Genomic DNA, 23,358 nt, shown 5'->3' with positions numbered 1-23,358 from the left:
CCTTACTCCTGACCGCCCTCCGCACCGCCGGCGATGGTGCCCGCGGGCTCGGAGGGCCCGGGTTCGACAAAGCTGTACGGCGGGAGCGGGCCGTTGATCCGCACGTCGAGGTGCGGATGGCTGTTGCGCAGCCGGTCGACCTCGGCGATGAACTTCTCGGCCTCGGCCCGGTCCACCAGGAACGACAGGTTGGCGAGCCAGCCGGTCGACTCGGGGCCCACGCTGACGGCCGCGGCCTTCGGCTCCAGTGCCCGCTCCACCTCCACCGCGTCCTCGGCCTCCCGGGCCTGGACGGCGGCCGCCACCATCTCGCCGAGCTGGAGCCGGCTCTCGTAGCTTCCGCCACCGGACTGCCGGTTGGACTCGGCGAGGGCGCGCAGGTCCGCGTTCTCGGACATCACGCGATGCAGCACGGCGTCCTCGATGTGGCTGGCCTTGACGTTGTACTCGACCCTGCCGTCGAGCGTGCGCAGCCGTTCCAGATAGTGGTCGGCGCGTTCGGCGAGCACGCCCGCGACGGTCTGGTCGTCGGGGGCGACGCTGCCGAACCGCATCGGCAGCACGCAGCCGCCGCCACCCGCCTCGGCCAGCACGTTCTGATGGGCGAGGAGGTCCCGGCGCTTGGGCCGCAGCCCTTCGGGAGCCTCACTGACCACCGCGGACAGCTCACCCTCGGTGATCACCCGGACCGGGCACGGCGGATCGCCCACCCCGCCCATGCCCTCGGGCAGGGAGGGGTGTGCCGCGGCCGTGATGCCGTAGACGTACGTACTCACTCCTGCTCCTCCTTCCGGCGGGACGCGGTCGACTTGCGCGCACGCGGCCGGGACTCGGTCTCGCCCGAGTGCTCGTCGCGGGCCTGCTGGAAGGCGTCGGAGATGGTCTGCGCGGCGCCGGACAGCGCGCCCTTGGACTTCCCGCGGGCGCCGGACTCGGTGACCTCACCCACGATCTCGGGCAGGCCCGGGCTCTTGTTGGGGCCCGACTCGAGGTCGAGCCGGTTGCAGGCCTCGGCGAAGCGGAGATACGTGTCGACGCTGGCGACGACGACGCGTACGTCGATCTTCAGGATCTCGATGCCGACGAGGGAGACCCGCACGAACGCGTCGATGACCAGTCCTCGGTCGAGAACGAGTTCGAGCACGTCGTAGAGGCCGCTGGAGCCGCCTCCGCCGGTCTGTTGTGCGGGTACTACGGTCATGCCTGTCCGACCTCCTTGTCGTGGGAACCGTCCGTGGTCGCGGGCGGGCGGTCTAGCGGCCGCCTGGCCTGTGCGCGGTGTCGGCACGTCCGCGCTCGTAGCGGCGGACCCGCCGGTACCCGGTGAGCTGCCCCTGCGGGTCGAGTTCGACCTGGTAGCTCGCCATCAGGCTCATCGTGTCGGGCACCCTGGGGAGTTCGAGCACCTCGACCTCCAACGCCCAGCCGTCCTCCGTCTGTTCGAAGGACGACACCGACTCGGCGGCCATGCCGGTGAGTTCGGCGAGCTGGGCGCGTGCCTGACGCAGTACGTCCATGGGGCCCGGCCGGTTGTGCGCGGCCGTGTCGGGTTCCTTGTCGCGGTTGCGTTCCTGGCGTGAATTGTGTGTCTCTGACGTGTTGTGTGTGTTCGTCATGGCCACCTCTTTGTCCGAGTGGCCGGAGGTACCCCGCTCAAACCTTCACATTCGGCCGGACACGCCTCGCGGTCGGACGGCCTCGTTCCGTAGCGCGTCCAGCCTGCGCCGGGCCGGCCCCAGCGCCCTGCCCCGGCCGGGCACCTCGGCCCAGGGGTTGGTCCGGGCCTGGTCGGCGGCGTCGGCGATCGTCCAGCGGCGGGCGTCCACGGCGGGATCGGTGAGCTGGTCCCAGGTGACGGGTACGGCTACGGGGGCTCCGGGCCTGGCCCGCACCGTGTAGGGGGCCACGGCGGTCTGTGCGTAGGCGTTGCGCCCCATGTCCAGGAAGAGCCGGTCACCGCGCTCCTCCTTGCGGACGGCGGTGGTGAGCCGGTCGGGGTGCTCGGCGGCGAGCAGTTCGGCGAGGTCGCGGGCGAAGGCGCGGACCTCGTCGAAGTGGTGCCGGCCGTTCAGCGGCACGACGAGGTGTACCCCGCGGGAGCCGGTGGTCATCGGCGCCGACGGCAGCCCCAGCCGGTCAAGCAGGTCACGGGCCCAGCCTGCGGTCTCCCGTACCGTGGCGAAGTCCTCGCCGGCCGGGTCCAGGTCCAGCACCAGGCGGTCGGGGCGGTCGGGTGCCGTGGCGCGCGACAGCCAGCGGTGCAGGGTGAGACAGGCCTGGTCGGCGAGGTAGACGAGGGTGGCGGTGTCGTCGCAGACCACATGGGTCACGGTGCCGCCCTCCTTGGCGACCTCGGCCCGCTCGATCCACTCCGGGTAGTGGTCCGGGGTGTTCTTCTGCATGAACCGGGGCCCGTCCAGGCCGTCCGGGTACCGTTCCAGCATCAGCGGGCGGCCGCGCAGCTGCGGCAGCAGGAAGGGCGCGACCGACCTGTGGTACTCGACGAGGTCGGCCTTGGTGTACTCGGGCGCGCCGTCGCCGCCACCGGGGAACAGGACCTTGCCGGGCCGGTGCAGCTCCACGGTGCGGCGGCCGGCCCGTACCGGCCGCCGCTCGCCGCCGGTCACCGCACGACCGCCTCCTCGACGAGCAGCCGCCCGGCCGCCGCGATCGCCTCGGCGTCGATGCCGGCGGCGTGCAGCTGCTGGTCGGGCGCGGCCGATCCCGGCATGGTCCGTACGGCGAGCCGGACCAGGCGCGGCACCGGCCTGCCGTCGCCGAACGCCTCCGCGACCGCGTCGCCGAGCCCGCCCTCCTCGTGGTGGTCCTCGACGGTGAGCAGACAGCCGGTCTCCTCGGCCGCGCGGTACAGGGTCCGCCGGTCGACGGGCTTGACGGAGTACAGGTCGACGACCCGGATCCGGATGCCGTCCTCGGCGAGCGCGTCGGCGGCCTTCAGTGCCTCGTGCAGGGTGACGCCGGCGGCGACCACGGTCAGCCGGTCCTCGTCGGAGGAGCGGAGCACCTTGCTGCCGCCGACCGGGAACTCCTCGTCCGGGCCGTAGATCACCGGGGCGGCGCCGCGCGAGGTGCGCAGGTAGCGGATGCCGTCGAGGCCCGCCATGGTCGCGACGAGCTTGGCGGTCTGGTTGGCGTCGCACGGGTACAGCACGGTCGAGTCGTACACCGAGCGGAACATCGCCAGGTCCTCGAGGCCCATCTGCGAGGGCCCGTCCTGCCCGATCGCCGAGCCCGCGTGCGAGCCGACCAGGTTGATGCCGCTGCCGCTGATCGAGGCCATCCGCACGAAGTCGTGGGCGCGGGTGAGGAAGGCGGCGAAGGTCGAGGCGTACGGCACCCAGCCGCGGGTGGCCATGCCGACGGCGCCTGCGACGAGTTGCTGTTCGGCGATGTAGAACTCGAAGTAGCGGTCGGGGTGTTCCTTGCCGAAGAGCTCGGTCCTGGTGGAGTCGCCGACCTCGCCGTCGAGTGCGACCACGTCGGCGCGAGCGTGACCGAGCGCGACGAGTGCCTTGCCGAAGGCGTCACGGGTGGGGACCTCGTCCCCCTTGTCGTAGCGCGGGAGTTCGAGCGGTCCGGTGGACGCGGAGTGCAGTGCGCGGGCCGCCGGAGGCTCCTTCACGTGGACGCGCAGGTCACGCTGGCCGCCCAGTTCGGCGATGGCCTCCTCGGCGTCCGGCAGTGGCTTGCCGTGCATGCCCTCGCGGTCCTCGACGGCGGCGACCCCCCGGCCCTTGCGGGTGCGGGCGAGGATCACGGTGGGCTGGCCCGCGGTGGACGCGGCCTCGCCGCAGGCGCGGTCGACGGCGTCCACGTCGTGGCCGTCGATCTCCACGGTGTGCCAGCCGAAGGCCTGGAAGCGGCGGGCGTAGGCGTCGAGGTCGTGGCCGTGCCGGGTGGGGCCGCGCTGGCCGAGCCGGTTGACGTCCACGATCACGGTGAGGTTGTCGAGGTGTTCATACCCGGCGTGTTCGGCGGCCTCCCAGACAGAGCCCTCCGCCAGCTCGCTGTCCCCGCACAGCACCCAGACCCGGTAGCGGCCGTGCTCCAGCCGCTTCCCGGAGAGTGCGATGCCGACGCCGACGGGCAGGCCCTGGCCGAGGGAGCCGGTGGCCGTCTCGACCCAGGGCAGCCGGCGCGGTGTGGGGTGCCCCTCCAGGTGGCTGCCGAGCTTGCGGAAGGTGAGCAGTTCGGCGTCGTCGATGGCGCCGGCCGCCTTGTACGCGGCGTAGAGCAACGGGGAGGCATGCCCCTTGGAGAGGATGAAACGGTCGTTGCCGGGGTGGGTGGGCCGGTCGAAGTCGTAGCGCAGATGGTGGGCGATCAGTACCGCCATCACATCGGCGGCGGACATCGACGAGGTCGGATGCCCGGACTCGGCAGCGGCGGCCGCCCGCACGCTGTCCACGCGCAACTGCTGGGCGAGTTCTACGAGTTCGTCGGTGTTCATGGGGCTCCTTCCGGGGGTCCGGCACGGACCCGGGTACCCGTCCCCCGCGGGTCCGCACTCTTCGCGCGGAACCGGCCCGGCGGTCACCCTGCGGGGCCGGCTGCTCACGGCGCGCCGTCCGGGGCGCGGGCCGGGTCCGAGGCCTCCCACGTAACCGTAGGCGGGGCGGTCCTACCGCGCCCGCCGAACAGTCCCGCGGCCCCCTGTCTCACTGTGTCAGGGCGGGTTCACCGCGTCGGGGCGGGTTCACCGCCTCAGGGCGGGTCGGGCGCGGTCAGACGCGGCGCGGGGGTGTGCCGCCGTCCGTGCCGGGCGTGACCGGCGGCTCGGCCGGCATCGGCGGGTACGGCAGTCCGGTGCCGCTCCGCGGGTCCCCGGGGGTCGTGGCGCCCGCCATCGGATGCGGGGCCCGCGGACCCTTGGGGCGGCCCGCCTCCCGCAGCAGGGCGGCGACCGCGGCGAGGAGCACCGCGGTGACCAGCGCCGCGGCCCACCCGGGCAGCACGATCGCCAGCGCCAGCCCCACGGCCAGCGCGACCGCGGCCCCCGCGTACAGGGCGACCGCGCCGGAGGCCGCGTACAGGGCCGCCGTGCGCCGCCGCTTGCGGCCCTGTTCGCGCAGTTCGTCGCGTACGGTCTCGCGTGCGACCTGCGCCAGTTCGTCGACGAGCTCCTTGTCCAGATGGTCCAGATGGTCCAGACGGTCGATGTGGTCCATGGGGGGCGGGTACCCGGACCCGGATCGCGGTAACAGGAGAACACCGGAGGCTGCACCATCGCGCCCGGCGCCAACTAGGCTCGACGCATGGAGATTCTGGGCGCCTCCCTGCGCATCTGCGTCGACGACCTCGATACCGCGATCCCGTTCTACGAACGTCTCTCCGGCGGCAGAGCCAGCCGGTTCGAACGCGGCGGCGTCCAGGTCGCCGCGGTCGGCTCGTTCCTGCTGATGAGCGGCCCGGAGGCGGAGCTGGAGGTGCTGCGCAAGGTGTCCGCGACCATCGCGGTGAAGGACGTGACGGAGGCGCACCGGCTGCTCGGCGACCTCGGCGCGCAGATCATCGCGGGACCGGTGCCGACACCGGTCGGCCGCAACCTGCTCGCGATGCACCCGGACGGCTCGATCTTCGAGTACGTCGACCAGCACCAGGCCTGATCAGGGGCCGGGCGGCCGCATGCGGAAGTCGTACCGGCCGGGCAGCGGCTCGTCGCCGAGCCGCGCCCACAACCGGTCGACGACGTCCGTGCCCTCCCGCAGGTCGGCGACCTCGAAGCCGCTGTCGAACACGGCCCGGGCGGCCTGAGGCCGTCCCTCCGCGAGCAGCAGTTCCGCCTCCAGGAGCCGGAACCGGCCCCGCGCCCGGGTCGCGGGCAGCAGCGCCTCCCACACGGCGCGGGCGTCCGCGACCCGCCGTACCCGCAGCAGCGCTTCCAGGGCCTCGCGGCCGAGCGCCGCGCAGGCCGCCGTCCAGGTCTCGCCGTCGTCGCGGCGTTCCCGGCACAGGTCGTCGAAGGCGTCGGCGTACCGCTCGGCGGCCCGCTCGTGATGCCCGTACTCCTGGTCCGCGACGGCGAGACAGCGCAGCAGCGGCCACAGGGACGGCGCGAGCCGGAGGCCGCGTTCCCAGCTGCGGACGGCCTGCGCGCGGTCCCCGGCGTGCCACTGGGCCACGCCGAGGTGGTACTCGGTGTGCGGGGTGGCGGGGGCCGTCTCCAGCATGTCCCGCCAGTGCGGGGCGACCAGCGTCGGCCCCGGCGGCCGTACCCGGCGGGGCTCGGGCAGCGTGCCGGTGCGCAACAGCTCGTGCCAGGGCGCCTGTTCCTCGCTCAGCGTCGACTCGGCGAACGGCGTGCCGGGCAGCTTCCGGTCCGCGCGCAGCACTTCGAGGGCGCCCCAGCCGGAGCCGGTGGCGAGGAGTTCGCCGGGTTCGGCGTCGGCGTACGGCTGCCAGACGGCACGGGCGGCGTCGAGCGCGGCGCGCGGCAGGGCGGCCTCCAGCGCCTCCCCGGCCGCCTCGGGAGGTGCCGTCAGCGGCCCGTACGCCTCCAGCCAGGACACCTCGCCGCCCGCGTCGAGCCGGACGTGTTCCAGCTGGGTGCGGGCGAGTCCGGCCTGGATCTCGCGGTAGCCGCCGGTGCCGGACGCGCCGAGCCACTCCTGCCAGCGCCGGCCGCCCGGCCCGGAGCCCCACACGAACTGTTTCCGGCCGCGCAGTTCGTCGGTGGAGGTCTGCACCAGCCCGTGTCCCTCCGCGTCCAGCGCGGCGATCCAGCGGCGCCGCTCCTGCGGGATGTCGTAGAACCAGTCGGTGGCACAGGAGCGTCGGGCGTCGTACGACGGGACGGGCACCCGGCGCAGCCGCCGCTCGGGTCCGAACTCCCAGGCCTCCTCTGCCGGTACGGCGATCCGGCGGTCCTCGGGGACCGCCGTGTTGGACCACCAGTACAGCGGCACGGGGTGCTCGTGCGGGTTGCGCACGCGGACGCCGGCGTACAGGAAGTCGGAGCCGTCCGGCAGCCAGAGGTCGACCTGGAACGGCAGGTCGCGCAGCCGCTCCCATTCCCACAGCCGCAGCATCTCTCCGCCGTCGGGGGCTTGGACACGGGCCGCGTGCAGGGGCGCGCAGGAGAGGGTGGTGTGGCCGGTGGCGCCGATGTTCCACTCGATCCCGCCGGCATACCAGGCGCCGTTGAGGGCGAGGTTGGCGGGCTGGAACACCGGGTTGCGGTGGAGGAGTTCGCGGCCCGTGGGCAGGTGGACGAGGGAGACGACCCGGCCGCCGAGACCGGGCAGGACGGTGGCGCGCAGCCGGTCGTTCTCGATCACGAGGGTGTCCAGGGCACGGGGCTCGCGGGTCCTGCCGTAGCCGTCGCGGATCCGGACCGGCAGGAGGCTGCGCAGCGGTCCGTAGCCGATCTGCCGGGCCATGTCCCTTGGCAGGTCGTCGCGTTCGCGCTCGTCGACGCCGTGGACCTCTTCGAGGAGGCGGAGCGGGGGCAGCGGGTTGTCCGGGCCCAGCTCCGCCGCGGGCAGGGTCAGTACCTCACGTCGGATCCTCGTCACGATCACCATGGAACCCGGCCCGCGGTGAGTCGGCCAGGGGAGCTACGGGTCAGGATTGCGCAAAGGCCGTCAGCCGTCCGTGCGCATCTCCGCCGTGATCGCCCACCGTTCGTGGTCGCGCCAGGCGCCGTCGATGTAGATCATGTTCGGGGAGAAGCCCTCCAGACGGAAGCCGGCACCGCGCGCGAGCGCGATGGACGCGGCGTTGCCGGGCTGGGCGTTGATCTCGAGGCGGTGCAGGCGCATCGGCCCGAAGGCGTGGTCGACGACCAGCCCCATGGCCTCCCGCATCAGTCCGCGCCCGGCCGCGTGCGCGAACACGCCGTAGCCGAGGGCGCCGCACTGGAAGCCGCCCTCGACGATGTTGTTGATGTTGATGAACCCGGCGATGGCACCGTCGGCGTCCTTCTCGCACACCAGGAACCCGGCCTTGGTGCGGTCCTCGATCAACCGCCCCGCGTAGCCCGCGTAGGCGGCGTCCGTGGTGGGCGGGAACAGCCAGGGCTGGTGCAGGTCCTTGCTCTCCCGGGCCCGGGCGATGAACTCGGCGCCGTCCTCGTAGCTGAAGTGACGGATGCCCACGCGGGGGCCCTCGGCGAGGTAGCGGGAAGCGGTGTGCGGCATCCCGTCACCCTACGCGCCGCCCCGGCCCTCCGGTGGGCGGTCAGCACAGCGCCGGCTCGGCCAGGGTCAGGGTGCCCGCGTCGGCGTCGAGTTCAGCGGCCACCCCCAGCGGGACCGTCAGGGCCGCCGCGCAGTGCCCGAACCCGAACTCCTCGGCCACCGGCACCCCGAGCCCGCCGAGCCGGTCGGCGAGTGTCGCCCGTACCCTCTCGTACGGCCCGCAGCGGTCCCAGGACCCGAGCAGGATCCCGGCGACGCCGTCGAGCCAGCCGGACCGCAGCAGCTGGGTGAGGCTGCGGTCGAGGCTGTACGGCTGCTCGCCCACGTCCTCCAGGAGGAGCAGCCCGCCGCGCACGCCGGGGTGGGTGCCCGGGGTGCCGAGACCGGTGGCGAGCATCCGCAGGCAGCCGCCGACGGTGACGCCCGCGGCCCGCCCTGGGACCAGCGTGGTGCCCCGGGAGGTGATCGTGCGGACCGTCTCCGGGGCGAACAGGGTGGCCCGCAGATGCTCCTGGGCCCCGGTGCTCTTGACGAAGTCCACGCCCGCGGCCACCGGCCCGTACAGGGTGGCGAGCCCCAGCCGGGTGGCGAACGCCTCGTGCAGTACCGTCCCGTCGCTGAAGCCGACGAACACCTTCGGCCCGGCGGCCCGCATCGCCTCCCAGTCGAGCAGGTCGACGACGCGCTGGGCGCCGTAGCCGCCGCGTGCCGAGAGCACGGCGGAGACGGACGGGTCGCACCAGGCCCGCTGGAGGTCGGCCGCGCGGTCGGCGTCGGCGCCCGCCAGGTACCCCGACGTGGTGTCCTTCGCCAGGACATGGGGGGCCACCACCGGGTCGAGGTCCCAGCCGCGCAGGATGTCGAGGCCGGCCTGGAGCCGCTCCTCCACGACCGGCCCGCTGGGCGCCACGACCGCGACCCGTGCACCGGCGGTCAGCCGCGACGGCCTGGTCAGCGCGTTCACCCGATCAGCTCCAGAGCCGGGATCCCGGCCACGTCGAGGCCGAACACCTGGGCGTAGAGGGCCAGTTCGGCCTCCAGGGCGCGGACCAGGGTCTCGGCGCGGCGGAAGCCGTGGCCCTCACCCGCGAAGGTGAGGTACGCGTGCGGCACCGCCCGGCCGTCCAGCCGGGCCAGGAAGCGTTCGCACTGCGCGGGCGGGCAGATCACGTCGTCCAGGCCCTGGAGCAGCAGGAAGGGCGCGGTGAGCCGGTCCACCTGCTCGCTGGGCGACCGTTCGGCGTAGCGCTCGGGCACCTCGGCCTGCGGCCCGATCAGGGATTCCAGGTACCGGGACTCGAAGTCGTGGGTCTCCCCCGCGCCCCAGCCGACGAGGTCGAGGACCGGGTAGGCGATGGTGCCGCAGGCGTAGACGTCGGTGCCGGTCAGGGAGGCGGCGGCGGTCCAGCCGCCCGCGCTGCCGCCGCGGATCGCGAGCCGGGCGCGGTCGGCGCTGCCCTCCTCGGCGAGGGCGAGCGCGACGGCCGCGCAGTCCTCGACGTCGACCACGCCCCACTGCTCGCGCAGCCGCTCCCGGTACTCCCGCCCGTACCCGGTGGAGCCGCCGTAGTCGACCTCGGCGACCCCGATGCCCCGGGAGGTGAAGTAGGCGATCGCGAGGTCGAGGACGAGCGGCACCCTGCTGGTCGGGCCGCCGTGCGCCCAGATGACGTACGGCGGCAGCTCGCCCTCGGGCGCGGTGTGGCCGGGATGGCGGGGCGGGTGGACGTAGGCGTGCACCTCGCGGCCGCCCGGTCCGGCGAAGGTGCGGGCCTGCGGCTCGGAGTAGTAGGCCGGGTCGACGGGGTCGCGGTGCGGGGTGCCCACGACCCGGGCGCGGGCGGAGGCGGTGTCGAGTTCGACGACCTCGGGCGCGGTGCGCGGCCCGGCGCCGACCGCGACGACCCGGGTGCCGTGCACGGCGAGGGTGGGCGCGAACTCGGCCCAGGGTCCGGCGGTGTCGGCCACCTCGCCGGTCTCCGGGTCCAGCACGCCGAGCGCGGTCGGTCCCCGGCCGTGCACGACGGCGATCAGCCCGTCGGACAGCGGAGCGAACCAGCGGGATCCGAGCCTCCAGAGCGGTCCGGCGAACTCCTCCGCACGCGGGCAGAGCGAAGCGAGCGGGGACTCCTCCCGCCCGGCGGGTGGGGAGGGAACGTCGTCCCGGTAGAGGTTCCACCAGCCCTCGCGGTCGCTCGCGTACAGCAGCCGGCCGTCCGCCGCCCACTCCACCTGGGCGACGGCCTCCCGCGGTCCGCCCGCGACCGCGCGGACCGCGTGCAGCAGGCCGTCGTCGCCGACCTCGCCGACCAGCAGTTCGGTGCCGTCCCAGGGCATCCGCGGGTGGTCCCAGGCCAGCCAGGCGGCCCGCCGCCCGTCGGGCGAGAGCCGTGGCCCGGTCACGAACCGGTGCCGCTCGCCTGTCAGTTCACGTACCGCGGCCCGGTCGTCGGCGGCCGAGCCGTCCAGGGGTACGGCGGCGGGCACACGCCGTACGTCGGAGGGGCCGTCGCCGGTGGACTCCTCCAGCACGCACCACACCTCACCCCGGTCCAGGAGCAGCCGCGGTTCGGCCCAGCGGGGTCCCGGCGGGGTCAGCGGGCGGGGCTCGCCACCGGGCTCGTAGCGGTACAGACGCTGGTCGTCGAAGTGCACGAAGACCAGCAGCGGCCCGCCGCCGTCGACGGGTACGGCACCGTCCCAGGGGTGTCCGCCGTACTCGATGACCCGGCTGCGCACGTTCCACGGCGCTGGCAGCACGGACTCGCGGGTGTCGCCCCGGACCAGGGTCCGGCGGCCGCCCTCCGCCGGCCGGGGTTCGGTCCACCAGGGTTCGCCGCCGACGAACCCCACCCAGTCGGGGGTGCCGTCGTGCGCCGCGGCCAGGGCCGCGTCGACCGGCGAGTTCCATGAGCCGTACGCCTTCGTCTCCACGCTGTCTCCTCCGCGGTCAGGCCGTGCGCAGGAAGCGGTCCAGGACCTGGACGCCGAAGTGCAGGGCCTCGACGGGCACGCGTTCGTCGACGCCGTGGAAGAGGGCCTGGTAGTCGAGGCCCTCGGGCAGCCTGAGCGGGGCGAAGCCGTAGCCGGCGATGCCGAGCCGGGAGAACTGCTTGGCGTCGGTGCCGCCGGACATGCAGTACGGCACCACGTGCCCCTCGGGCGCGAACTCCTCGACGGCGGCCCGCATCCGGGCGTAGATCGGCGCGTCCAGCGGTGCCTGGAGGGCGACCTCGCGGTGCTCGAACTCCCAGTCGACGTCGGGTCCTGTGAGCCTGTCGAGGGTGGCGCGGAACTCGTCCTCGGTGCCGTACAGATAGCGCCCGTCGACGAAGGCGACGGCCTCGCCGGGGATGACGTTGACCTTGTAACCGGCGTTCAGCATGGTCGGGTTGGCGCTGTTGCGGACGGTGGCCTCGACCAGCTTGGCGGCCGGGCCGAGTTTGTCGAGGAGCAGGTCGACCTCGTGCAGGTCGGGCTCGATGCCGTAGAGCACGGCGATCTCGGTGAGGGCCGCGCTGACCGTGGGGGTGAGCCGGGGCGGCCAGGTGTGCTCCCCGATACGGGCGACGGCGGCGGCGAGCCGGGTGACCGCGTTCTGCTTGTTCACCTTGGAGCCGTGTCCGGCCCGGCCGCGCGCGGTGAGCCTGAGCCAGGCGGTGCCGCGCTCTCCGGCGGCGACGGGGTAGAGCTGCCGCCCGCCGCCGTCGTGGAAGGTGAAGGCACCGGACTCGCCGACGCCCTCGGTGCAGCCCTCGAAGAGTTCGGGGTGGTGGTCGGCGAGGAACCCGGAGCCGTCGACCGCGCTGGCCTCCTCGTCGGCGGTGAAGGCGACCACGATGTCCCGGCGCGGCCGTACGCCCTCGCGGGCCCAGCCGCGCACCACCGCCAGGATCATCGCGTCCATGTTCTTCATGTCGACGGCGCCCCGCCCCCACACCACCCCGTCGCGGACCTCTCCGGAGAAGGGGTCGACGCTCCAGTCGGAGGCCTGCGCGGGCACCACGTCGAGGTGGCCGTGGACGAGGAGCGCGTCGGCGGCCGGGTCGGTGCCCTCGATCCGCGCGACGACGTTGGTACGGCCCTCGGTGCGCTCCAGGAGGATCGGCTCCAGGCCCGCTCCGGCGAGCCGCTCGGCCGCGTACTCGGCGGCGGGCCGCTCCCGGCAGTCGCCGCCGCCGAAGTTGCTGGTGTCGATCCGGATCAGCTCGGAGGTGAACCGGACGGCCTCGTCCAGTGCCTGCTGGTCAGCCATACTGCTCCTCCACCGCGGCCGAGACGATCGTGGTGACCGCCTTGAAGGTACGGATGCCGTCGTACATGGTCTCTTCGGTGTACGCCACCTTGCGCTCGCCGATCCGCTCGACGCCGGGGACGACGGTGGCGGACAGGGCGAGGTGTTCGGCGTCGAACTCCAGGGCGATCGTGAACGGCCCGCCGGTCACCGGTTCGTGCCGCACCGCGAGGCGGGTGGCGTCCTTGGCGGCGCCCCGGATGTCGGCGGCGGTCCTGGCCGGGGTCCGGCACACCGCCGCGTACCGGGAGACGTGGTCCTTGACGGCGACCTTGAGGGCCTCCGGCGCGTAGCCGAGGGCGTCCTCGCAGGCCAGGTCGTCGCCGGTGAAGAGGATGACGGGGACGCCGTACTCGGCGACCACGTGCGCGTTGAGCAGGCCCTCGCTGGCGCGCACGTCGTTCAGCCAGACGCCGGTGATGGAGTTGGCGAGGTAGGTGTGGGCGAGGACGCCCTCCATGCCGGCGCCGGTGTGGTAGCCGACGAAGGCGACACCGTCGACGTCGCCGTGCTGGACGCCCTCGACCATGGAGAGGCTCTTGTGGCGGCCGGTGATCATCTCGGCGCGTTCGTCGAGCTCCTCCAGGAGCAGGTTGCGCATGCTCCAGTGGGCCTCGTTGATGAGGACCTCGTCGGCGCCGCCGTCGTGGAACCCGAGGACGGCGGCGTTGACGTCGGAGGTGAACAGCGACCGGCACCGCTCCCACTGCGGGGTCCCGGGCAGCACGTCGCCGGGCCAGGTCACCCCGGTGGCGCCCTCCATGTCGGCGCTGATGAGGATCTTCATGGTCCGTCACGTTACGCGCCGCAGGGGGGCCGGGCCAGGAGGCGGGGGCGTGCCGCCCGCCTCGCGCCGCCCGGGGTCCGCCGTGTGGTCCGCCGTGTGGTTCGCGGTGTGGTTCGCGGTGTGGTCCGCCGTGTGGCCCGTCAGCCCTCCCGCCCGGCCACCAGCCACTTCGACGGCAGCACTATCCGCTCGCCTTCGGGGGTGAACTCGGTCGTCGTCAGCGGAAGTTCACCGCTCGCCAGGACCGTGAGGCCGGCGCTGCGCAGATATGCGGGGACCGCGTCGTCGGCGACCTCGCCGGGGGCGATCCCGTGCCGGAAGATCGGGGCGAGCTTGGGCGGCGGCCCCGCCGGGCTCTGGGCGAGGCCGCCGAGGACGGGGCGGGCGGCCTCGGAGAGTTCCACGAGGAAGACCCGGCCGCGGCTGCCGACGAGGGTGGCGATGGTGTCGGCCAGCGGCTGCCGGTCGTCCGGTTCGCACTGGTGCAGGACACCCCTCATGTAGACGTTGGCGTCGCTCAGCTCGTGGTGCAGGGCCTGCGCCTCGGTCTTCTCGGCCGCGTCGAGACGCCGGTAGCCGGCCTGTCCCGCGGGGTCGGCGCGCCGGGCGTGCTCCAGGGCGGCCTCGGATATGTCGGTGCCCAGGACGCGCGGGAAGCGCTGGGCGAGGAAGCGGGTCTGGGTGCCGTTGCCGCAGCCGAGGTCGACCAGGGGCAGCCCCGGGTCGGTGAGGTGGGGTTCCAGGAGGGCGACGTGGACCGCGGCGGTCACGTCCGGTTCGGCGTCCCAGAACACCGCCCCGGGCTCCTCGGGCGCCTCCTGCCAGAAACCTTCCCAGGCATGCCGGTACCGACTCGTCACACTCATGGCCAACTCCCCAGGGTGAAACCACAGATGACCGCCGTCACCGACGGGCCAGTACGGTTTACCCTGCGCGGGTTTCAGCCACAAGCGCCCGGCGCGTTCCTTCACCACACGTTCGGCGAACGTGCGCCCCCTGGGTCAGCGGCGCCGCGAGGTGAGTTCGAACCAGACGGTCTTCCCGGCGGCGGTACGGCTGGTGCCCCACTCCCGGGCCAGGGTGCTGACCACTCGCAGTCCGCGTCCGGTGTCGGCGTCGGGGCGCGCGCTGAGCAGGGTCGGCAGGGTGTGGTCGTCGTCCTCGACCTCGCACAGCAGGGTCTCGCCGCGCACCAGCCGGAGCAGCACCGGGCGGCTGTGGGAGTGCCGTACGGCGTTGGTCACGAGTTCGCTGACCATGAGTGCGGCCTGGTCGGCGAGGCGTCCGAGGCCCCAGTCGTGGAGTTGTTCGCGGACGGCGGCGCGGGCCCGCGGGACCTCGGCGGGGTCCAGGGCGAGGCGCCATTCGGCGACGTCCTCGGGCTCGATGCCGTTGAGGCGGGCCATCAGCAGGGCGACGTCGTCCTTGCGGCCGCCCCGGGTGTTGAGGGCGCGGATGATGGTGTCGCAGGCGTCGTCCATCGAGGCGGCCGGGTGGGCGGCGGACTCGCACAGGGTGGCGAGGCCGACGCCGATGTCCTCGCCGCGCATCTCGACGAGCCCGTCGGTGCACATCACCAGCCGGTCGCCGGGCTCCACGCGCACCCGCAGCGACTCGAAGGCGACCCCTCCGACGCCTATGGGCGCGCCGGTGGGCAGGTCGAGGAGTTCACTGCGGCCGTCGACGGCGCGGACCAGCACCGGCGGGATGTGGCCCGCGTTCGCGATGTGCAGTTCGCCCTCGATCGGGTCGTAGACGGCGTAGAGGCAGGTCGCGAGGTAGCTGTCGCCGAGGCGTTGCGCCAGGTCGTCGAGGTTGCGCAGGAGCTGGGCGGGCGGCAGGTCGAGCGCCGCCATCGTCTGCACGGCGGTGCGCAACTGGCCCATCATCGCGGCCGAGTTGAGACCGTGGCCCATGACGTCGCCGACGACCAGGGCGGTGCGGGCGCCGGGGAGCTTCACCGAGTCGAACCAGTCGCCGCCGACCCGTCCGAGCAGGGTGCCGGGCAGGTAGCGGGTGGCGATGTCACAGCCCGCCATCCGCGGCGGGATGTGCGGCAGCATGCTGTCCTGGAGGGTCTCGGCGACGCTCTCCTGGAAGGTGTACATGCGGGCGTTGTCGAGCACGAGGCCCGCGCGGGCGGCGAGTTCGGCGCCGGTGACCCGGTCCATGTCGTTGAACGTCTCGCGCTCGGGGTGGCGCAGCAGGATCATGAAGCCGAGCACGACGTTGCGTGCCTTCAGCGGGACCACCAGCATCGAACGGCCGCTGATCAGCGGCCGGATGTCGCGCTTCTCGAACTGGGAGGCGATGGCGTGGCCCATCTCCTCGCTGATCCGCGGCACGAGGACCGGTTCGCCGCTGGTCATGCACTGGAAGAACGGGGTGTGCGCCGGGAACGGCATGGCCTCGCCGACCGGTACGACGTCGTCCCAGCGGCCGGGTTCGTCGGTGTGTTCGAGGGCGACCCGGTGCCACATGGTGGTGGTGTCGGGCACGCCGTCCGGGAACCCCTCGCCGGCGACGACCTGTTCGCGCAGGTAGGTGCCGGCGACGTCGGTGAAGCGGGGGACGACGGCTCTGCTGACCTCGACGATGGTGCGGGACAGGTCGAGCGAGGTACCGATCTTGCCGCTGACCTCGTTGAGGAACTCGAGGCGTTCCCGGACGGCCGTGTACTCCAGGTCCTCGCCCTCGTCGGCGAGTTCGGCGGGTACCGGCAGGCCCTGGGCCGCCACGCGGGCGGCGCGCTCGCGGCGGGCCTTGCGCTCGGTGCGCCGGGCGACGCCCCAGTCGGGGGTCACCGGCACCCGGTCGTTCTGGCTGAACTCCAGAATCGGATAGCCGAGTTCGAGGACCTGGGCGACTATGCGGGCGCTTTCGTCGACACTCATGCTGGGCAGGATCTCGGGGAGCCTGCGGGCGAGTTCCTCGGCGCCGGGGAAGTCGGTGTGCAGGGCGAAGCCGGGTGCGATCCGCTCGAAGGCGATGCCCTCGTCCCGCTCGGTCCGGCGCAGCCCCTCGGCGTCGGCGGCCAGTACGAGGAGCCGCTCCTCGCCGGGGCCGACCAGCGGGTACGCCCACCAGAGCACGTCGGCGCGGTCGGGCCCCCATCCGGCGGGCGGGGGCTCCCCGGTCGCGCCGTGCCCGGACACGTCGATACGGGCGCGGCCCGCCGCCGGGAAGTTCAGCCGTCCGTCGAGGGACGACTCCAGGTCGGGGCCGAGTCCGTCGTACGCCGCGTAGGCCCCGTACGGGGTGAGCTCGTCGTCCTCGGGGAGGGCGCCGGAGACCGGCAGCAGGTCGAGGGCGGAGCGGCCGATCGCGTCCTCCCTGGCGGCGCCGAAGAGCCGCCGGGCGCCGGAGCTCCAGTGGGAGACCCGGCCGGCGCGGTCGACGACGACCACGGCCAGCGGGACGCGGCCCGCCACCGGATCCCCGGCACCGAGGCCGGCAGGTGCGTCCCGCTCGCTGCCACGGTCCATGAACCAGGCCCTCTCTCCCCACGGCTCCGCAAAAGATCTGTGCCGCCCGCCACTACCGTACGGTGGCGGGCGGTTGCGATGTGTGGCAATCCTGGAATTGGTTCCACCTGATCGCACCGGCGCGCAGGTCCGCGCCCCCGTGCGGTGCGCGAACCGCGTTCACCGCGCCGCTCGCCGGGCCCGCGGCCGCGCCTCCGCTCAGTCCTCGTGGCCGAGCTGGAGGTCGCGTTCGGTGCGGCCACCGCCCGCGACCTGGAGGACCGTGGCGACCGGCGGGTAGCCGGCGGCGATGACGGTGTACTCGCCCGAGGACAGGTCGACGAACCGGAACGTGCCGTCGGCTCCGGTGGTGAGGGTGTCCACGACGTTCCCGGCGGCGTCCAGCAGCGTCACCCGCGCGTCCTCCACCGGCCGCCCGCCCCCGGCGCGGACCGTGCCCCGCAGGACGGCGCCGCCGGCGAGTTCGACGTCCTGCCGGGTCTCCCGGGCGGCCTGGACGGTGACCGGGAGGGCGGCCGGGCGGAAGGCGGGGGCGCTGCCGGCGAGGGTGTACTCGCCGGCCACCAGCTCGGTGATGACGTAGCCGCCCTCGCGGCCGCTGCGGACGCTGGCGACCACCTCGCCGTGCACGTTGGTGAGGGTGACGGTGGCGTCCCTCACGGGGGTGCCGTCGGCGGTCAGGACGCTGCCCGCGAGGCGCCCGGCGCCGCCGAGGACCACGTCGAGTTCGACGGGGCGCTCGCCGACGGTCACGGTGACGGCCTGCGGCTGGTGTCCGCCGGCGGCGGCGATCAGGACGTACGACCCGGAGCCGGGGGTGGCCAGCGCGTACCGGCCGTCCGCGCCGCTGGCGCCGCGGCCGACCTGCCGGCCGACGGCGTCGATGAGGGTCAGGGCCGCGCGGGGCACCACGGTCCCGTCGGGGTGCTGGACCGTGCCGCAGACCGGGACCCCGGCGCCGGTGTGCGGCGGGCGGAGCGAGGTGGGGGTCTCCCCGGCCGGGGGCTGGGGGCGGGCCTGCGGGATCGAAGCGGTCACGGTCAGGGGGTCCGTTTCGGCGGTGGGGTGGGACACCAGCGGTTTCTCCTTGAGGAAGCAGGCGATGAGCAGGCCCAGGACGAGCACCGGGACCAGGTACAGGAAGATCCGGGGCATCGCGTCGGCGTAGGCGCGGACGTAGGCGTCGCGCAGCGCCGGGGGCAGCGCGTGGACGAGCTGCGGGGTGAGCCCCTCGGGGTCGGGCAGCCGGGCGCCGGCGCGGGCCGGGAGACGGTGCCGCAGGGCGTCGGCGAGCCGGTCGGCGAAGAGGGTGCCGAAGACGGCGGCGCCGACGCTGCCGCCGATCTGCCGGAAGTAGTTGTTGGCGCTGGTGGCGGTGCCCAGGTCGGTGGGCCGCACCGAGTTCTGCACGGCGAGCACGAGGACCGGCATCACCATGCCGATGCCGGCGCCGAGTACCGCCATCCAGATGCTGTACTGCCAGCGCGGGGTGCCGACCTCCAGCCGGGAGAGCAGCCACATGCCGAGGACCGACAGGCCGCCGCCCAGGACCGGGTGGATCCGGTAGCGCCCGGTGTGGCTGATGAGCTGTCCGGTGATGATCGAGGCGCCGACGATCCCGCCCATCATGGGCAGCATCAGCAGTCCGGACTCGGTCGCCGAGGCCCCGTCGACCATCTGTAGGAAGGTCGGCAGGTAGCTGGCGGCGCCGAACAGGGCGACGCCGACGACGAGCCCCACCAGCCCGGTCACGTTGAAGACGGAGTCCCGGAACAGCCGCAGCGGGATGAGGGGTTCGACGGCGTGGTGCTCGACGACGAGGAACAGCACGGTGGCGGCCGTCGCACCGGCGCCCAGCCCGAGGATGACGCGCGAGCCCCACGCGTACTCGGTCCCGCCCCAACTGGTCAGCAGGACGAGGCAGGTGGAGGCGACGGCGAGCAGCAGGGCGCCCAGCACGTCGAAACGGGCCCGGGCACGGGGCTTCGGCAGTTTCAGTACGACGGTGACGACGGCCAGGGTGACCAGCCCGAAGGGGACGTTGACGTAGAAGCACCAGCGCCAGGAGAGGTGGTCGGTGAAGTAGCCGCCGAGCAACGGCCCCGCGACGGAGGCGAGTCCGAAGGCGGCGCCGATCAGGCCCATGAACCGGCCGCGCTGCCGGGGCGGCACGATGTCCGCGATGATCGCCTGCACACCGATCATCAACCCGCCCGCGCCGACGCCCTGTACGGCCCGGAAGGCGATCAACTGGTCCATGCTCCGGGCCCGTCCGGCGAGCGCGGAGCCGACGGCGAAGACCAGGATCGCGAACTGGAAGACGCCCTTGCGGCCGATGAGGTCGCCGAGCTTGCCGTAGACGGGCAGTCCGATGGTGGCGGTGAGCAGATAGGCGGTGATCGCCCAGGACATCCGGTCGAGGCCGTGCAGCTCGCCGACGATCTTCGGCAGCGCGGTGGCGACGATCATCTGGTCCAGCGCGGCGAGGAGCAGGGCCAGCATCAGCCCGCAGAACACCAGCCAGGTGCGGCGCGTCCCGAGTCCGGATGCCGGAGCGGGCTCCGGCGCGGGGGCGTCCGCCGGCGCCATGGCCGGTTCCTCGTACTGCACCAGTGTCGTTCCGCCCACGTACCGCTCCCCTCGTCGCACCTGCGTGCAATTCCCGCCGTAAGGCGACAACTACGAACAAGCGCGACGAGTTACGGTACGAAGCGGGTGGACACGGAGATCCACTCGAACCGGTGAGGGGGGCCAACGCCCCCTGTCCGCCGGGAGGTTACTTCTCGACCTGGGCGGCGAGCCGGTCGAGGACGCCGTCGTAGATCCGGCCGAGGCCCTTGGGGGCGAAGGTCTTCTCGAAGAACCCGCCGATGCCGCCGGCGCCCTGCCAGGTGGTGTGGACGACGACCCGGGACTTCCCCTCCCCGGCGGGGGTGACGCGCCAGGTGGTGACCATGGAGGAGTTGCGGTCCTTCTCGACGAGCTCGCCGTCGGTGGGCTCGGTGACCTCCAGCAGGCAGTCGCGCACGCGCTTGCTGGCGGCCTGGAGCTTCCAGTGGACGAGGGTGCCCTCGCCGTCGCCGCCCTCGCGCACCTCGTACTCGCTGTAGTGCTCCGTCAGCAGGTTCGCGCGCGTGCCGCTGTAGTCGGCGAGGGTGTCGAACACCGTCTCCGGGTCCGCGGCGACGATCCGCTCCGTGGTGGCCTCGACCTGCGCCATTGCGTTCCTCCAGCAGCTGGGTTCTCGGGGTCGCGCCAAGCCAACCACCCCGGCGCCCGGCCGCCCAAATCGGGGGGCCGTAAGCGGTCGGAAACGGTACCCGCGCGGTCTCCGGGGATCGTCCGCACGATCATGGGAACAGATGTTCTATTCTGTGCCCAGTGCTACCGAGGAGGCGTCATGCGCTGGGAGAACCTCACCGAGGAGACCGGACACGGCCGGGCCGGCACCGCGCTGTTCGGCGCGGACGCGGTCACGACGCGCACGTTCGACACCCCCGAGTTCAGGGGGATCACGTTCCACGAGGTACGGGCGCGGTCGATCATCAACCGGGTGCCGGGCGCCTCGCGGATGCCGTTCGAATGGACGGTGAATCCCTACCGGGGCTGCTCGCACGCGTGCGTGTACTGCTTCGCCCGCAAGACCCACAGCTACCTGGACCTCGACACCGGGATCGGCTTCGACACCCAGATCGTGGTCAAGGTGAACGCGCCCGACCTGCTCCGCCGCCAGCTGGGCTCGCGCCGGTGGCTCGGCGACCACATCGCCATGGGCACCAATGTCGACTGCTACCAGCGCGCCGAGGGCCGCTACCGGCTGATGCCGGGGATCATCTCGGCCCTCACCGAGCACGCGAACCCGTTCTCGATCCTCACCAAGGGCACCCTCGTCCTGCGCGACCTCGACCTGCTGCGCCGGGCGGCGGACGTCACCGACGTCGGCATATCGGTGTCCGTCGGCTTCGTCGACCCCGAGCTGTGGCGGACCGTGGAACCGGGCACCCCGGCACCCGAGCGGCGCCTGGACGTCGTACGCGCCCTGGCCGGGGCGGGCATCGGCTGCGGGGTCCTCATGGCGCCGGTGATCCCCTTCCTGGGCGACCACCCGGCCCAGCTGCGGGCCACCGTCCGGGCCGTCGCCGCCGCCGGGGCCACCTCCGTGACCCCCCTGGTGCTGCATCTGCGGCCGGGGGCCCGCGAGTGGTTCATGAGCTGGCTGGCCGTGCACCACCCGCACCTGGTGCGGCGCTACGAGCGGCTGTACGCGGAGGGCGCCTACGCCCCCAAGTGGTACCAGCGCCGGATCACCCGTCAGGTGCACGAACTGGCCCGGGAGTACGGCATCGGCCCGGCCCGCGCGGGCGCGCCCCGCCGGCTGCCGGTACCGGCGGCCGGCCCCACGGGCGCGGCCGAGCCGTCCGAGCCGACCCAACTGACCCTGCTGTGAGCACCCGTCGCGCCCCAGGGCGTTCGAGCGCAACCCTCGGCCCAATCGGGTCATTACTCATCTGAACAGGTTCTTCCGGGCCCCGGCCCCGGGACGATGCGGCGAGGGCCGTGACACGCGCGGTCCGCGATCCCTCCGTCCTGGGAGGCTCCATGCGAACACGCGCAGCCGTGCTGTGCGCCGCCGCCGTCGTGGCCGGGTCGTTCACCGCCCCGCCCGCGAGCGCCACCACCCGGGCCGCCGTCCAGACGTCTCCGGTGACCTGGAAGAAGTGCGGCACCACCGACTACCCCACCCTGGAGTGCGGCACGGTCGAGGTGCCCCTCGACCACCGGAACCCCGGCGGGAAGAAGATCACGCTCGCCCTCTCCCGGGTCCCGCACACCGCCTCCGCCCCGCTCGGCCCGCTGCTGGTCAACCCCGGCGGCCCCGGCGGCAGCGGGCTGACCCTGGCGGGTTTCGTGGCGTCCGCACTGCCGAAGAAGGTGGCGGCCCGGTACGACGTCATCGGCTTCGACCCGCGCGGGGTCGGCAGGAGCGGCCCGGCGATCGACTGCGCGCCCGGCTACTTCGCGCCGGTGCGCCCCGACTCGGTCCCGGCCACCCCGGCGCTGGAGCAGGCGAACCTCGACCGGGTGCGGTCGTTCGCGGCGGCCTGCGGCAGGAAGTACGCGAGCGTGCTGCCGTACCTGGACACGGTCAGCGCCGCGCAGGACCTGGACCTGGTCCGGCAGGCCCTGGGCGCCCCCGAGATCAGCTACTTCGGCTACTCGTACGGCACGTACCTCGGCGCGGTCTACGCCAAGCTGCACCCGGACCGGATCCGCCGCCTGGTCCTGGACTCGATCGTCGACCCCACGGGCGTCTGGTACGACGACAACCTCGGCCAGGACCGGGCGTTCGACGACCGGCACCGTGCCCTGATGGCGTGGATCGCGAAGTACGACCCGGTCTACCGGCTCGGCACCGACCCGAAGCGGGTCGAGGCCAAGTGGTACGCCATGCGGGCGGCGCTGGCGAAGAAACCGGCGGCCGGCAGGGTGGGCGCCTCCGAACTGGAGGACACCTTCATCCCCGGCGGCTACTACAACGGCTACTGGCCCTACCTGGCCGAGGCGTTCTCGGCGTACGTCAACGAGAGGAAGACGGCCGCGCTGGTCGAGGCGTACGACGACTTCGGCGCGGTCGACGCGTCCGGCGACAACGGCTACAGCGTCTACGCGGCCGTCCAGTGCCGGGACTCGTCATGGCCGCGGGACTGGAAGCAGTGGCGCAAGGACAACTGGGCGGCGTACGAGAAGGCGCCGTTCATGGTCTGGAACAACGCCTGGTACAACGCGACGTGCGCCTACTGGCCGACGGAGACGCTGAAGCCGGCGGACATCGCCAACGCCGAGCTCCCGCCGGCGCTCCTCTTCCAGGCCACGGACGACGCGGCCACCCCCTACCAGGGCGGCGTCACCGCCCACCGGCTCCTCGCCGGCTCCAGCCTGGTGGTCGAGGAGGGCGGCGGCAACCACGGCATCAGCCTCAGCGGCAACGCCTGCCTGGACAAGCACCTCGCCGCCTACCTCACGGACGGCACGGTCCCGCGCGGCGCCGGGACGGCCGACGCGGTCTGCCGGAGGAGTCCCGACCCGAAGCCGCTCACCACCAAGACGGCCTCGACGACCTCCCGCGGCTCGACCCTGCACGGCCTGCTGGGCTTCCGCCGCTGAGCCGGACCCGCCGAACGCACCGGTCCGGCGGGGGTGTTGTCACACCCGTGGTCCACCATGGACGCATGAGTGATCTGACCCGCATCCCCGCCCCCGCCGGAGTCGCCCCCGCCGCCCAGTACACGCACGTGGTGGCGGGCACCGGCCGGTTCGTGGCCGTCTCCGGGCAGCTCCCGCTGGACGAACACGGCGCGCTGGTCGGCGAGGGCGACCCGGCCGCCCAGGCCGGACAGGTCTTCGAGAACCTGCGCCGGTGCCTGGCCGCGGCCGGCGCAGGCTTCGACGACGTCGTCAAACTCACCTACTTCGTCACGGACATGGCCCACATGCCGGCCCTCCGCGCGGCCCGCGCCGCCCACATACCGGAGGACCGCCTCCCGGCGTCCTCCGCCGTACAGGTGGCCGCCCTGGTCGCGCCGCAGTTCCTGATGGAGGTCGAGGCGCTGGCGGTGGTCGCCGGCTGACCGG

Annotated in this window: 20 protein-coding genes; 4 read left to right on the top strand and 16 right to left on the bottom strand. The window is 73.4% G+C overall.

Features of this window, described 5'->3' with window-relative positions; all coding sequences use genetic code 11:
- Nucleotides 1-2: 2 nt before the first annotated feature.
- The 6 genes from AAW13_RS09385 to AAW13_RS09360 form a co-directional block, all read right to left on the bottom strand.
- Nucleotides 3-776: a GvpL/GvpF family gas vesicle protein gene (locus AAW13_RS09385; protein WP_046730140.1), complete on the bottom strand. Its 774-nt coding sequence runs from the start codon at nucleotides 774-776 to the stop codon at nucleotides 3-5.
- On the bottom strand, nucleotides 773-1,201 hold the full coding sequence (locus AAW13_RS09380; protein ID WP_046730139.1) for a gas vesicle structural protein GvpA: 429 nt from the start codon (nucleotides 1,199-1,201) through the stop codon (nucleotides 773-775). The genes AAW13_RS09385 and AAW13_RS09380 overlap by 4 nt, the downstream gene beginning before the upstream one ends.
- 52 nt (nucleotides 1,202-1,253) lie before the next feature.
- The gene (locus AAW13_RS09375; protein ID WP_046730138.1) at nucleotides 1,254-1,616 is read right to left on the bottom strand and encodes a gas vesicle protein GvpO; all 363 of its coding nucleotides are present in this window, start codon (nucleotides 1,614-1,616) and stop codon (nucleotides 1,254-1,256) included.
- A 45-nt stretch (nucleotides 1,617-1,661) separates the two neighbouring features.
- The gene (gene ligD / locus AAW13_RS09370) at nucleotides 1,662-2,627 is read right to left on the bottom strand and encodes a non-homologous end-joining DNA ligase (protein WP_046730137.1); all 966 of its coding nucleotides are present in this window, start codon (nucleotides 2,625-2,627) and stop codon (nucleotides 1,662-1,664) included.
- A complete protein-coding gene (locus AAW13_RS09365; protein WP_046730136.1) occupies nucleotides 2,624-4,471 on the bottom strand; it encodes a transketolase in 1,848 nt (615 codons plus the stop codon). The genes ligD and AAW13_RS09365 overlap by 4 nt, the downstream gene beginning before the upstream one ends.
- 274 nt (nucleotides 4,472-4,745) lie before the next feature.
- Nucleotides 4,746-5,180 carry a phage holin family protein gene (locus AAW13_RS09360; RefSeq protein WP_046730195.1) on the bottom strand — a complete coding sequence of 145 codons (435 nt, stop codon included), beginning with the start codon at nucleotides 5,178-5,180 and terminating at the stop codon, nucleotides 4,746-4,748.
- A gap of 96 nt (nucleotides 5,181-5,276) precedes the next feature.
- Here AAW13_RS09360 and AAW13_RS09355 point away from each other — a divergent pair, with 96 nt between their 5' ends.
- Nucleotides 5,277-5,627 (top strand): VOC family protein, encoded by a 351-nt coding sequence (locus AAW13_RS09355; protein WP_046730135.1) that lies wholly within the window; start codon nucleotides 5,277-5,279, stop codon nucleotides 5,625-5,627.
- Here AAW13_RS09355 and AAW13_RS09350 read toward each other — a convergent pair whose 3' ends face one another.
- The 10 genes from AAW13_RS09350 to AAW13_RS09305 all read right to left on the bottom strand — a co-directional run bounded on the left by AAW13_RS09350 (nucleotide 5,628) and on the right by AAW13_RS09305 (nucleotide 19,945).
- Complete coding sequence (locus AAW13_RS09350) at nucleotides 5,628-7,544, bottom strand: DUF5107 domain-containing protein (RefSeq protein WP_046730134.1); 1,917 nt, start codon at nucleotides 7,542-7,544, stop codon at nucleotides 5,628-5,630.
- Nucleotides 7,545-7,604: 60 nt separating this feature from the next.
- Entirely contained in the window at nucleotides 7,605-8,159 is a 555-nt protein-coding gene (locus AAW13_RS09345) for a GNAT family N-acetyltransferase (protein ID WP_046730133.1), read from the bottom strand.
- A 40-nt stretch (nucleotides 8,160-8,199) separates the two neighbouring features.
- Entirely contained in the window at nucleotides 8,200-9,123 is a 924-nt protein-coding gene (locus AAW13_RS09340; RefSeq protein ID WP_046730132.1) for a S66 peptidase family protein, read from the bottom strand.
- The gene (locus AAW13_RS09335; protein ID WP_046730131.1) at nucleotides 9,120-11,093 is read right to left on the bottom strand and encodes a S9 family peptidase; all 1,974 of its coding nucleotides are present in this window, start codon (nucleotides 11,091-11,093) and stop codon (nucleotides 9,120-9,122) included. The genes AAW13_RS09340 and AAW13_RS09335 overlap by 4 nt, the downstream gene beginning before the upstream one ends.
- Nucleotides 11,094-11,109: 16 nt before the next feature.
- Nucleotides 11,110-12,414: a M20/M25/M40 family metallo-hydrolase gene (locus tag AAW13_RS09330; RefSeq protein ID WP_046730130.1), complete on the bottom strand. Its 1,305-nt coding sequence runs from the start codon at nucleotides 12,412-12,414 to the stop codon at nucleotides 11,110-11,112.
- Entirely contained in the window at nucleotides 12,407-13,240 is an 834-nt protein-coding gene (locus tag AAW13_RS09325) for a M55 family metallopeptidase (protein WP_046730129.1), read from the bottom strand. The genes AAW13_RS09330 and AAW13_RS09325 overlap by 8 nt, the downstream gene beginning before the upstream one ends.
- 140 nt (nucleotides 13,241-13,380) lie before the next feature.
- A complete protein-coding gene (locus AAW13_RS09320; protein ID WP_046730128.1) occupies nucleotides 13,381-14,106 on the bottom strand; it encodes a class I SAM-dependent methyltransferase in 726 nt (241 codons plus the stop codon).
- Nucleotides 14,107-14,241: 135 nt separating this feature from the next.
- The gene (locus AAW13_RS09315; RefSeq protein ID WP_046730127.1) at nucleotides 14,242-16,725 is read right to left on the bottom strand and encodes a SpoIIE family protein phosphatase; all 2,484 of its coding nucleotides are present in this window, start codon (nucleotides 16,723-16,725) and stop codon (nucleotides 14,242-14,244) included.
- A 198-nt stretch (nucleotides 16,726-16,923) separates the two neighbouring features.
- Nucleotides 16,924-19,353 (bottom strand): MFS transporter, encoded by a 2,430-nt coding sequence (locus tag AAW13_RS09310; protein ID WP_046730126.1) that lies wholly within the window; start codon nucleotides 19,351-19,353, stop codon nucleotides 16,924-16,926.
- Nucleotides 19,354-19,501: 148 nt separating this feature from the next.
- Entirely contained in the window at nucleotides 19,502-19,945 is a 444-nt protein-coding gene (locus AAW13_RS09305) for an SRPBCC family protein (protein WP_046730125.1), read from the bottom strand.
- Nucleotides 19,946-20,125: 180 nt separating this feature from the next.
- On the opposite strand from AAW13_RS09305, the gene AAW13_RS09300 reads away from it, so the two are divergent.
- The 3 genes from AAW13_RS09300 (at nucleotide 20,126) to AAW13_RS09290 (ending at nucleotide 23,354) form a co-directional block, all read left to right on the top strand.
- Nucleotides 20,126-21,172, top strand: coding sequence for an Rv2578c family radical SAM protein (locus AAW13_RS09300; protein ID WP_046730124.1), 1,047 nt, complete (start codon nucleotides 20,126-20,128; stop codon nucleotides 21,170-21,172).
- Nucleotides 21,173-21,324: 152 nt separating this feature from the next.
- Nucleotides 21,325-22,890 (top strand): alpha/beta hydrolase, encoded by a 1,566-nt coding sequence (locus AAW13_RS09295; RefSeq protein WP_046730123.1) that lies wholly within the window; start codon nucleotides 21,325-21,327, stop codon nucleotides 22,888-22,890.
- A 65-nt stretch (nucleotides 22,891-22,955) separates the two neighbouring features.
- Nucleotides 22,956-23,354: a RidA family protein gene (locus tag AAW13_RS09290; RefSeq protein WP_046730122.1), complete on the top strand. Its 399-nt coding sequence runs from the start codon at nucleotides 22,956-22,958 to the stop codon at nucleotides 23,352-23,354.
- Nucleotides 23,355-23,358: the final 4 nt, after the last annotated feature.

The organism is Streptomyces humi (assembly GCF_001005085.2).
Classification (GTDB): Bacteria; Actinomycetota; Actinomycetes; order Streptomycetales; family Streptomycetaceae; genus Streptomyces; species Streptomyces humi.
This window is presented reverse-complemented; position numbering and strand designations above follow the sequence as displayed.